The organism is Gelidibacter sp., assembly GCF_035515035.1.
Taxonomy (GTDB): Bacteria; Bacteroidota; Bacteroidia; order Flavobacteriales; family Flavobacteriaceae; genus Gelidibacter.
On sequence record NZ_DATJCA010000079.1, the window covers coordinates 1 to 11,791 of the forward strand.

At 40.1% G+C, this 11,791-nt stretch carries 11 protein-coding genes and 3 pseudogenes; 12 read left to right on the plus strand and 2 right to left on the minus strand.

Translation table 11 applies throughout. The features are described from left to right. From VLZ86_RS06215 to VLZ86_RS06260, 11 genes and pseudogenes are all read left to right on the plus strand, one after another. A partial coding sequence (locus VLZ86_RS06215; RefSeq protein WP_325449782.1) for an efflux RND transporter permease subunit occupies window positions 1-2,047 on the plus strand: 2,047 nt, incomplete at its 5' end. Window positions 2,048-2,063: 16 nt separating this feature from the next. Then, the gene (locus VLZ86_RS06220; protein WP_325449783.1) at window positions 2,064-3,317 is read left to right on the plus strand and encodes an efflux RND transporter periplasmic adaptor subunit; all 1,254 of its coding nucleotides are present in this window, start codon (window positions 2,064-2,066) and stop codon (window positions 3,315-3,317) included. 102 nt (window positions 3,318-3,419) lie between these two features. Further along, a complete protein-coding gene (locus VLZ86_RS06225; RefSeq protein ID WP_118194333.1) occupies window positions 3,420-3,758 on the plus strand; it encodes a P-II family nitrogen regulator in 339 nt (112 codons plus the stop codon). A gap of 16 nt (window positions 3,759-3,774) precedes the next feature. Beyond that, window positions 3,775-4,197 (plus strand): Fur family transcriptional regulator, encoded by a 423-nt coding sequence (locus VLZ86_RS06230; RefSeq protein ID WP_118194334.1) that lies wholly within the window; start codon window positions 3,775-3,777, stop codon window positions 4,195-4,197. Next, window positions 4,176-4,364: an STAS/SEC14 domain-containing protein gene (locus tag VLZ86_RS06235; protein WP_118194335.1), complete on the plus strand. Its 189-nt coding sequence runs from the start codon at window positions 4,176-4,178 to the stop codon at window positions 4,362-4,364. The genes VLZ86_RS06230 and VLZ86_RS06235 overlap by 22 nt, the downstream gene beginning before the upstream one ends. Beyond that, entirely contained in the window at window positions 4,361-6,904 is a 2,544-nt protein-coding gene (locus VLZ86_RS06240; protein WP_118197016.1) for a heavy metal translocating P-type ATPase, read from the plus strand. The genes VLZ86_RS06235 and VLZ86_RS06240 overlap by 4 nt, the downstream gene beginning before the upstream one ends. A gap of 204 nt (window positions 6,905-7,108) precedes the next feature. Continuing rightward, window positions 7,109-7,264 carry a hypothetical protein gene (locus tag VLZ86_RS16300; RefSeq protein WP_414652543.1) on the plus strand — a complete coding sequence of 52 codons (156 nt, stop codon included), beginning with the start codon at window positions 7,109-7,111 and terminating at the stop codon, window positions 7,262-7,264. Continuing rightward, complete coding sequence (locus VLZ86_RS06245; protein WP_118194338.1) at window positions 7,252-8,562, plus strand: APC family permease; 1,311 nt, start codon at window positions 7,252-7,254, stop codon at window positions 8,560-8,562. The genes VLZ86_RS16300 and VLZ86_RS06245 overlap by 13 nt, the downstream gene beginning before the upstream one ends. Before the next feature lie 9 nt (window positions 8,563-8,571). After that, a complete protein-coding gene (locus tag VLZ86_RS06250) occupies window positions 8,572-8,748 on the plus strand; it encodes a hypothetical protein (protein WP_165438723.1) in 177 nt (58 codons plus the stop codon). Window positions 8,749-8,770: 22 nt separating this feature from the next. Continuing rightward, window positions 8,771-9,127 (plus strand): STAS/SEC14 domain-containing protein, encoded by a 357-nt coding sequence (locus VLZ86_RS06255; RefSeq protein WP_118197017.1) that lies wholly within the window; start codon window positions 8,771-8,773, stop codon window positions 9,125-9,127. 41 nt (window positions 9,128-9,168) lie between these two features. Continuing rightward, a pseudogene (locus tag VLZ86_RS06260) lies at window positions 9,169-9,483 on the plus strand (HAD family hydrolase); the annotation flags it as partial. Between the two features lie 47 nt (window positions 9,484-9,530). Here the strand turns inward: VLZ86_RS06260 and VLZ86_RS06265 are convergent. Both VLZ86_RS06265 and VLZ86_RS06270 read right to left on the minus strand, forming a co-directional pair. Continuing rightward, window positions 9,531-9,948: pseudogene (locus VLZ86_RS06265) on the minus strand (IS982 family transposase); the annotation flags it as partial. A gap of 143 nt (window positions 9,949-10,091) precedes the next feature. Then, a complete protein-coding gene (locus VLZ86_RS06270) occupies window positions 10,092-10,886 on the minus strand; it encodes a cation transporter (RefSeq protein ID WP_118194339.1) in 795 nt (264 codons plus the stop codon). Window positions 10,887-11,073: 187 nt separating this feature from the next. On the opposite strand from VLZ86_RS06270, the pseudogene VLZ86_RS06275 reads away from it, so the two are divergent. Further along, a pseudogene (locus tag VLZ86_RS06275) lies at window positions 11,074-11,312 on the plus strand (conjugal transfer protein TraG); the annotation flags it as partial. Window positions 11,313-11,791: the final 479 nt, after the last annotated feature.

Below are 11,791 nucleotides of genomic sequence, written 5' to 3' on the forward strand. Positions count from 1 at the left end.
TCGGCAGGACATCAATAGTCTAAAAAATCTGTACATAGATTTGCCAAGTGGTGCACAAGTACCATTAAAGGAAGTGGCGGAAATCAGTTATAAACCCGGACCAATGCAAATTTCAAGGGACAATACCTCCCGTCGTATTTCAGTAGGGGTAAATGTCCGTGGCCGCGATGTTAAATCGATGGTCGAGGAAATACAACAAAAATTGGAAACTCAAGTACAATTGCCACCAGGTTATTTTGTAACCTACGGAGGTTCCTTCGAAAACCTGCAACGCGCTTCGGACCGGTTGATGATTGTAGTGCCTATTGCACTTTTCTTAATATTCATCTTGCTTTATTTTGCCTTGAGTTCGTTCTCACAATCGGTAATGATTTATATGGCTGTGCCTTTGGCAGCAATTGGTGGCGTATTTGCACTTTGGGCACGGGGAATGCCCTTTAGCATTTCGGCAGGAGTTGGATTTATCGTACTCTTTGGAGTTGCGGTTTTAAACGGATTGGTATTGATAAACAAATTCAATGAACTTAAAGAAAGTGGAATGACAGACTTGAAAAAACGAATATACGAGGCAACTCACGAGCGTTTACGTCCAATTTTGCTAACGGCAACCGCGGCCATTATGGGCTTTATCCCGATGGCGATTTCTACCTCCGGTGGTGCGGAAGTGCAGCGACCATTGGCAACAGTGGTTATTGGAGGATTGCTTACAGCAACGTTTTTGACACTTGTTGTACTTCCTGTATTATATTATTGGCTTGAATCGAGAAAGGAACGAAACAGTACAAGTGGGGATGTAAGCTATATCAACAAATCAACCAATATTGTAATCCCGTTATTGATAGTCGGAGGTTTGATGGCTTCTGGAACTGCATTTGCCCAAGACAGCAATCCAGACGGCACAGTCTCAAGGATCTTGACCATCGATAACGCCATTGCTATGGCAAAACAGAATTATCCGACGCTTAAGGAAAGCCAGGCATTTATTGAACGGGAAAAAGCACTGAAAGGCGCCAGTTTTGACCTTGGTAGCACACAAGTTTTCAGGGGCAAAGAAGAATATGGCAATAATCTTCCTGGAATACAGACAACCGTTGGGGTGGAACAAGGCAATATTGATTTGCTTTCCGGCTTTTCCAAATCGAAGTTTTACAATGAGCGTATTGTCTTGGGAGAAAAGCTTTATGTGGCCAATGAACAACAGTTGGTGCGCAATGTAATGCAGGCGTATGACCAAATTAATTATTACAAGGCACAGTTGCATTTTGCAGATCAATTGGACAGTATTTATGCTAATTTTAAGACCGCTGCCCAACTTCGGTATGATACTGGAGAAACAGGTAAGTTGGAATTTATTTCGGCCTCTTCCGAATTTCAACAGATTCAAGTATTAAGGCAACAAGCCTATGATGATATTGAAATTGCCAAACGTGCGTTAAAACAATATTTGGGAATCGATGAAAATATTGAGACGGTAGATGGTGTTTACGAGCCATTGGGCTTTATGGCAACATTGGATTCAACTTCTGTAACCAATAACCCAATGTTACAATATGCGTTGCAAAACGTCGAAGTAAGTAAAGCAAACGTGGGTGTTGAAAAGTCCCAATTCCTGCCAAAATTCAATTTCTCGTATGGAAGACAGGTGGTGGATGAAGTTTCAGGGTTTAACAGCTATCAGGCAGGAATTAGTGTCCCGTTATGGTTTTTCCCACAGAAGTCAAGAGTTAAGGCAGCCAAGGCAGACGCCATGGTAGCAGAGAATCAATATTTGGAGCAGAAAGCGGTAGCAGAAAGTCGCGTTTCGCAATTGATAAAATCACTTGAAAAAACAAAGAAGACTTTGCAATATTATGAAGATGGCGCATTACTATTGGCAGAAGAACAAATTACAACTGCGGAACTGGCATCTAAAGAAGGTGAAATAGGTTATGTCAATTACATCACAATTCTCAACAGTGCTATCAGGATTAAACAAAACCATTTACAATATATCAATCAATATAACCAACAGTCTATTGAGGTGCAATATCAATTGGGTAATCTCTAATCTTAATAAAAGAAAAATGAAGAATATATTATTAGTAAGTACCGTACTATTTACACTTATGTTTATGAGTTGTAACGACGCTCCAAAATCAGAAGCTGGGCATAACGAAACTGAAGGTGTTTCAAAAACCAATGAAGTTGGAGAAGATGCACACGGCGAGGAAGGCCACAATGAAGAAGAAGGAGGTCACAGCGAGGAAGAAGGCGTTGTGGAACTCACCAAGCAACAGGCCCAAACCATTGGTTTGGAAATGAAATCTTTGGAGGAACGTAACTTAGGAAACAACATTAAGATAACAGGAACGCTGGAACTTTTCCCGCAGGACAAGGCGAACATCAGCCCGTTTGTTGGTGGAAATGTGAGTTCCATAAAAGTAATCCCTGGAGATAACGTAAAGAAAGGTCAGGTGCTGGCATATATAGAGCACCCAGATATCATTGCGATGCAACAGGATTATCAGGAAAAAAATGACGAACTGGTCTTTTTGAAACAGGATTTTGAACGCAAGAAGACCCTTTATGACAAAGGCGTTTCTTCTGGCAAGGAATTTCAGATGGCACAGTCAAGATTTCGTTCCACAACATCCGCCGTCAATGGTTTGCGGTCCCAATTGAGATTGTTGGGAATTAACCCGGACAAAGTGGCGGACGGCCAAATATATTCGGCCGTCCCCATTACCACGCCAATAAGTGGTTACGTTAATGAAGTAATGATAAGTTTGGGAGATTATGTGGGTACACAATCCAAAATGTTCTCAATAAGCGATAATTCAAAAATTTATGTCAACTTCAAAGTATATGAGAAGGATATAAATCAACTTAAGAAAGGGCAACAGATATATTTCTCCACGGCCTCGCACCCAGATGAACTGCTTAAAGCAACTGTTCGATCTATAGGCAAAACTTTCAACACCGACCCAAAAGCTTTGGAAGTTTTGGCAGATATAGAAAACAAGGATAAAAACCTACTGCCAGGTATGTACGTGGAAGGGCGAATAGTGCAGGGCGAGAAAAATGGTCTTGCTGTACCGGAAGCTGCCATTATAAAGGAAGGCGAGCAATCTTTTATTTTTATTTTGGATGAAGATAAAGAAATGGAATCGGACAAGATGAAATTTAAAATGATACCTGTAACGGTCGGGATTGCTGATTTGGGCTTTGTTGAAGTCAACCTTCCTGCCGAAATTTCAAAGGATGCCAAAGTTGTGATAAACGGGGCTTATAACCTGTCTTCAGAAATGGTAAAAGGGGAACTGGAGCACGGACATTAATCTAATAATAATCAAGGATTTGATTCACTGTATTTTAATTTTCCTAGTTTGATAGTTAAAATTAAAAGATCGGCTCGGATCAAAATATTAAAATATTAAAACATGAAAGAAATAAAAGCATTTGTAAAACCACTCAGAATACAGGAAATCATTGAAGCATTGACCGATAATGGGTTTAAAAGCATGACCCTTTCACAAGCTGAAGGAACTGGGGCATTTAAGGCAAAAGGAGCTAGACCTTCCCTTGATTTTCATGTAACGGACAGTCCTGTGGTTAAAATTGAATTAGTTTGCCAAAATGAAGAGGCTCAAACAGCCGTTGAAATCATTTTAGCTCATGGTAAAACAGAAGTGCCGGGAGATGGCATTATTTATTTGTCTAACATCGAGGACGCCTTTCAAATCAAAACGGGTGAATCCTTGAAGCGATACGATCTGTAAATTTCTTTCTTAACAAATGGAGAAAATAGTTCAATTTTTTAAAAGCATAGGTATACGCCCTACGGCTATACGTCTTATGACTTATAAGCGGCTAGCAGAGATGAATGTGGCCATCAGCCTTGGCGATTTAGAAAAGGCTTTTAAGGTCAGTGAAAGAAGCACCCTATTTAGGACTATGAAAGTGTTTGAAGAGAAAGGAGTTGTGCATCAAATCGAGGATGGGACGGGAATTATAAAATATGCCCTTTGCGAAGAGAGTTGTAAGTGTGAGGTCGATAACGACCTCCATTTGCACTTTCATTGCACAAATTGTAAGGAAACTGTGTGTTTAACCGAGTACAAAATTCCTCATATCAATTTACCTGATGGTTATATCACGGAGGATATTAACTTGGTGGTAAAGGGCATTTGTGAGAAATGCAGGGGCAATTTGTGTTAAATACTGCGAATGAAACGCATTTAAAGCGTACCGCTTTAGTGGGAAGCGGTAAACGACAAGAACAATTTACTGAGACATTGGTTTCTTTCTCTGAAGCTCATATAGAATTTTATAAGCCAGAAGAAAAAAACAATGCCAAAGAATGGATAAAAAATTGCAAAGAATGAAAAAACTACAATTAAAAATCCCGGTTATCCTTCCGCAAGTTCCAAACGAAAAAGATACTTGTGTTGAAAGGCTCATTCAAGAACTACAGGCTAAAGAAGGCATTGAAAAAGTACACGTTGCCGATGCGCACGGAGATGGCGTGCCACTGCTCTGTTTTCATTATGACCCTGATATCATTTCTATAGACCGCATTCAATCGTTAGCCGAACGGACTGGTGCCGAGATTACCGAAAAATACGGACATTTGCTCATTGAAGTTAAAGGAATCAGACACACAAGACAGGCTCGTTCCATCGAGAAAAACCTTTTGGCAATCAATGGGGTTTTGGAGGCTTCTGTTTCGGCCTCTGGAATGGTACGGCTTGAGTTTGATAAAAAGCAAACAAATTTCGATGAAATAAGTAACCAAATTGAAAAAGGAGACCTTCGAATTCAGCGGAGTTCTTCAAACGAAAATAATTACACCAATTCATCCAGAAAAAAACAGGAACGTTCACAGAAGGAAGATACAAAAGTGGAAATTTCCCCAGAGGGGCATGAGCACAAAAAGGACGAGACTCACGAGGAAGGAGAAGAGCACGCCCACAGTGGTGTTTTCGGTAAAAATTCAGAGCTTATTTTTTCCATTATCTGCGGGGTACTTCTCGGAATAGGTTTCGGGCTTTCCTATGTGGAATCCATCCCAGATTGGGTTAGTCTTACTTTATATATTGGCGCTTACTTTTTCGGTGGTTTCTTTACGGCCAAGGAAGCAGTACAGACCGTCGCCAAAGGCGGTTTTGAAATTGACTTCTTGATGCTGGTCGCTGCCATTGGTGCCGCCATTCTGGGAGAATGGGCAGAAGGTGCACTCTTGCTGTTCCTGTTTAGTCTTGGGCACGCCTTGGAACATTACGCAATGAACAGAGCAAGAAAAAGCATTGCGGCGCTCGCGGACCTTGCAGCAAAAACAGCCTTGCTTAAAAAAGACGGCAAGACCGTAGAGGTCGGGATTGAAGAGTTGAGAAAAGGCGATATCATTGTGGTCAAGCCGAACAGTAAAATATCTGCTGATGGAGTCGTAGTCAATGGACAAAGCAGCGTTAACCAAGCACCTATCACCGGAGAAAGTGTGCCCGTGGATAAAATTCCTGTGGAAGATACCAGTAGAGATTATTCGGCAGACGATGATATCAAGGATGAAAACCGTGTGTTCTCTGGAACTATCAACGGTAATAATACTTTGGAAATAAAGGTAATCAGAGAAGCCAAGGACTCTACCTTGTCCCGACTTGTCAAACTGGTCAACGAGGCACAGACCCAGAAATCTCCTACCCAGCTGTTGACCGATAAGTTCGAAAAATACTTTGTCCCATCCGTACTTGTACTGGTTGGTATCCTGCTCTTTGCCTTTCTGGTCATTGATGAACCGTTTAGCGCCAGCTTTTACCGTGCAATGGCCGTATTGGTAGCAGCTAGCCCCTGTGCTCTTGCAATTTCAACACCGAGTGCTGTATTAAGCGGGGTGGCGCGAGCGGCTCGCGGTGGGGTACTTATCAAAGGTGGGCGACCGCTTGAGGATCTAGGGGTCATAACAGCTTTGGCTTTTGATAAAACAGGTACGCTTACCGAAGGAAAGCCTAAACTTACAGAAGTAGTACCATTGGGGAATATGGAAGAAAATGAGCTGTTAAAGATAGCCGTTGCCGTTGAAAATTTGAGCGATCATCCTTTGGCCAAAGCCGTCGTAAGAGATGGAAAAGAGCGTTTGGGCGGTGCCAAAATTACTGATGCGTCTGACTTGGAAGCTGTTCATGGAAAAGGCATCAAAGCTTCCTTGGGCAAGGATAAAATCTATATTGGAAATCTTGATTTGTACGAAGATCTCGATGATTCAAAACCATCCGATGAAATATCTACCAAAGTGAAGGAGCTTGAAGGGGGAGGAAATACCACAATGCTCATAAGAAAGAACAATGAATATATTGGTATCATCGCCTTGATGGACACTCCACGGGAAACTGCCAAGGAGACATTGAAAAAGTTAAAGGAAATCGGCATCAAACGGATGATAATGCTAACTGGGGACAATCAAAAGGTTGCCGATGCCGTCGCTAAAGAAATTGGTTTGACCGATGCTTGGGGAAGCCTGTTACCGGAAGAAAAGGTAGATGCTATAAAAAAATTAAAAGAACAGGAATCCAAAGTCGCAATGGTAGGCGATGGTGTCAACGATGCACCCGCAATGGCAAACAGTACCGTAGGCATAGCGATGGGTGCTGCCGGCAGTGATGTGGCGTTGGAAACAGCTGACATTGCCCTAATGGCCGATAAACTGGAAACCCTACCCTTTGCCATAGGCTTAAGTAGGAAGGCAAAGGCCATTATCAAGCAAAACCTTTGGGTCAGTCTCGGCATTGTTGCCCTGCTTATACCATCAACCATTTTTGGGTTTGCCAATATCGGTATTGCGGTGATCATCCACGAAGGTTCAACATTACTTGTGGTTTTCAATGCATTAAGGCTTTTAGCTTATAAAAATAAATTTAATCAATGTTAAAATGACAAAGATGCAAAAAATACTTTTAAACCGAGGGGTTCGGCCTACTCAAATGAGGTCGAAGCGATACAAGTTCCCGGAATGGAAGCAAAGTGCCGTGTCTTTTTCAGATTTAAAAAAGGCGTTTATTGAAAAAAGCGAAACCAATAAACTGCAAACAGAACGACCTTTTATCGCGATCTCAAGATTTTCGAGGATAAAGGTTTGATTCATCAGATTAATAATGGGGTCGGAATGACAAAATATGCGGTTTTTGAGGAAAACACCAAAGGTAAATACCGTACAAATTTACATAAGCACTTTCATTGTACCGTTTGTACGAAAACCATCAGTTTACTAAATAAAATATGGCGGAACTAAAGAAATCATTAGGCATCCTTCGACTCACTTTTTATGGCGTAGGTACTATTGTTGGCGCAGGAATATATACTGTAATCGGCGCAGCTGCTGGACAGGCAGGTACAGACCTATGGTTGAGTTTCATTTTTGCAGCAATTGCTGCCAGCGTCTCTGCAATGTCGTATGCAGAGTTGTCCTCTACCTATCCCAATGCAGGCGCGGAATTTATTTTTGTACGCAAAGCATTTCCGAAAATTGACATTCCGTCCTTTCTTACGGGTTGGACGATTGCGTTTCACAGTTCGGCCACCATTGCAGCGGTGCTACTTGCCTTTTCGGGGTATTTCAATACGTTTTTTAACGTGCCTCCCCGACTAGTTAGTTATGGAGTGTTGTTGGTTCTTGCATTGATAAGCATTACGGGTATCAAAAAATCATCTACGGCAAATATTGTAATGGTCAGTATCCAATTGTTAGGTCTCTTCATTCTCATTGCGGTCGGACTTTCAGAAACCGGTCCTCCAAAGGCAGAATTTTTTAAAGTGGAATCCGTTTCGGGTACTTTAGCGGCAACCGCAACTTTGTTTTTTGTTTATACTGGTTTTGAACATATGGCGGCTTTGGGTTCGGAGGTTAAAAATCCAGGAAAAACCATTCCTCGTGCTTTTTTATTAACAATGGTGTTTACAACTATTATCTATCTACTCATTTCTTTTACGGTACTAAACATTGCTGACCCTTCCGAACTGGCCAAAGTGGATTCACCACTTTCACTTGCGGCATCCAGTCTCAACGGTTGGTTGCCTGTTGCGTTGGCTATCGCAGCACTTTTTGCTACTGCAAATGCTGCCTTTAGTGGAATTATTTCAATTAGTAGGTTACTTTTTGGAATGGCAGACCTGCGTGAACTTCCGAAATTTATGACCAAAACCAATGCACAGAAGGTTCCGTGGGTTACTACCCTTGTGGTTGTGGCCGCAGTTGCTGGATTTTTATTGTTGGGAGATATTAAAATAGTAGCAGGAATGTCCTCTTTAGGCGCGTTGCTTGTTTTTGTTGCCGTGAATATTGCCCTTATCGTATTGCGTTTCAAAGCACCCTATAAAGAAAGACCTTTTAAAGTCCCATTAGCTATTTGGAGAGTGCCGATATTGCCAATTTTGGCGATACTCATTAGCCTTTCTTTGATAATTCAATATGAATGGCAAATATATGCAGCGTTCGTGGGAGCTATTGTGGTGGGCATTATGTTGGATTATTTCTTGGACAAAAAGTCAAAGGATGAAATAGACCCTGAAAAAGAACTTTTTAACCCTTAAAATGAGGCTATGGACTGGATGTTTGAAGATTTTAAAACTGACTTGGACGCCTTGAATCCTATTGTCCGTGAAAAAGCCCTGGCCATTGCTAAAGAGCTTATCGAAAAAAAGGATATTTCAGCAAAAGAAGCTTTATCAGAAGGCATCATAAAGGCAGAAGAATGGTTTTATGATTTGGAAGGGTAATAATAATTTAAAACTATATAAAATGTTACAAATAATCGAGTTAAAAGAAAAAAATATTGTTGCAACAAACGCTTCAGGCAAATTGAGAAAAGAAGATATAGAAAAAATCCATCCACTTATCCACACTATACTGGACAAAGGAATGAAAGTCCGTTGGTATTTTGAGATGAAAGATTTTACAGGATGGGACCCAGGATTGTTGGAAGACTTGAAAATGGACACGGCCCACGCCAAGGACTATGAAAAGATTGCTATGGTGGGCGACAAAAAATGGCAGAATTGGATAACCCAATTTATGAAGCTTTTTACCAACGCCGAAATTAAGTATTTTAATATAGACCAAAAAGAAGAGGCTAAAAATTGGATTGAGAGTCAGTAAGCTGATGAAATAAAAAAGACTATTGTGATTTACATAAGTTAAATATTCAAACAATGATGTTGAGCGGTGATAAAGGAAGCGTTGTTGATAAAGTCGCCCGTGCGTTGAATATTAATAAAGCCTTTGGTGATTTATTGCCCGAAGACAAAGTCAGAAAAGTTCAATGGCTACTGGACGAGGGAAAACGAATCGCATTTGTAAGTGATGGGAAAAATGATGCACCTGTGCTGGCATTAGCTGATGCTGGGATTGCCATGGGAGGTCTCGACAGTGGTGGTGCAATCAAAACGGCAGACATCGTTATTCAGATTTATCAATCCGGTAAAATTGTATCCACTATTAAACTGGTAAGATGATCCGGAACATTGTATAACAATATATAATTTTAACCCGTTGAGTGAAATTAAATGATTTGAATTTTGATGTTGTTTTTGTTCCTGTCGAAGATAACTTGTTCATAAACTGGATCAAAGTCATGGCCGTTATTTTCACCAGTATTCTTGTTTTGAACCCGCTAAAGGTTTTGGCATAATTCTCCTGATCGTGAACTGATAGCATAGTTGAGAGAGCAATATTTTAATTCTTTTCCGTGATTTCCTGAAAATATAAGGTTGCTTTTATAGCCTTTTTGGTTCATTCTTATTGGAGTCTCCAAGACAATATTGACCGAATCAAAAAGATCCATTGCTGCTCAACGTATAAATACCCCTTATCTAAAAAAGCGCATATTCAGATAGTTGGTGCTTGACATCTTGCAAATAGTGGAGATTATATACATTTGCTTTGGTGATATCAACCGAATGGAACACACCGGAAAGAGTACGTTGACGATACGGATTTGTCTGTTTTCTTTTATGAGGTACGGAAAAGAGAAACAACCTTAAGTGAAAAAAATAATTTCACTTAAGGTTGCCAAAATTGATTCTCCTGAAAAATAATTCGGATTTAATAACTTTGAAAAGACTTAGTTAGCTAACTTTAAAATCCGGTACGCTCCTCTGGCAACGATGATAAACACAATCGCTCCAACGATTAAATCGGGGTAACCCGAATTGAGCCAATTAACCAAAAGGCCGGCAACAATAACACCTGAATTAATAATCACGTCGTTCGAGGTGAAAATCATAGACGCTTGCATATGAGCTTCTTTACTTTTGTTTTTTTGCAGTAAGTACAAACAAATTACGTTTGCAATCAATGCCAAAGAACTGACAATAATCATGGTCTGAAAATCAGGCATACTTTCGACGCCGATAAACCGCCTGATCACTTCAATAAAACCGACAAGCGCTAAAACAATCTGAAAATACCCTGCAAATTTTGCTATAGAGTTCTTTCTTGCGATCGTACCGCCCACAGCAAATAAGGCCAACGCATAAACAATGCTGTCTGCCAACATGTCCAGACTGTCCGCTACAAGTCCCATCGACTTGGAAAAGATACCAAATAGCATTTCTAATCCAAAAAACACGAAGTTAATGACTAACACTGTCCATAGCAGCTTCCGTTGGTTGCCACCTGTTTCCTCCTCCAAAATGGTATTACTCGCTTCGGTTAAAATTAGCGTTGTATTTAAGTTCAAGGCTTCCAGAGCCGAGAGAATCGGCTCATGAGAACCGTCGTGATAGGCGTCTAGTTTTCTGTTAGGAATATCAAAATCAAGGGATTTTACCGTATCCAAATGTTGCAATTTCATGCGGATTAATTGTTCCTCACTTGCACAATCCATTTTGGTTATTTTAAAACTCGTCTTATACATTTTTAAGTATTACTTTAATTCCACTAAAGGTATTAAAAAAAATATATTAGGTCGTTGCACTCGACAAGTAATGAATTCATTGACGTTATCTTTACTTAAACGCAAAACCTCGGATTCCTTTTGTTAAAGCTCCCCTCTCCTAAATGAATGAACCTGTCAAGAGACCATGGAATAAATCGGACTGACCGAACAGAAAATATTTCATGCTGAAATTGTAGTGGATAATGACAAAATAGTCAGGGAAACCAAAGCCTATCAGAATATACCGAAAATTCTATCCTTTATGGATGAGCAGGGCGAGGATAAGATGAAACATCAGATTGATAGTAATTATCGCCAGATAAAACAAGACATTGTAATGTTATCGAAATGGAATTGGAGGGTATCAAGAATGACCCCCACTTGCAGCATTTGGTGCAAGTGTAAAACAAAAATCCCCCATTTAATAAACACTAATATATTCATCATTTTGTATTAATTAAACAGTCGAAGATATATGCTCAGCCGATACTCTAAAAGTCATTCATTTTTCTAATGTCTAATGCCAAAAGTGCTGTCCAGCAAAAGTTATCTATCTCTCAATTAATGATGGATAATAGAATAGCTCTTCCTTGCCGCGCTTTATAGCTTTTTTATGGTCTAATATAGAAATTGTAAACTTTAGTAGTTTAGGATTGTTAAAGATAAAAAACATCAAGTGGATAGTCGTAGTTGTCTTTTTCGATTACACAAATCGAATCGTGCTGATAATGAGGCTTTAAAAAAATATAGCTATGAACGTATTCTTGATTATAAAAATAGGGTATATATATTATATACATACCGGCTAACTTGGCAGCAAGCGCACAGCACCGACACAAAAAGAGTGATACAACTGGCCGAGCTAAGCATAATCAGATAATGCA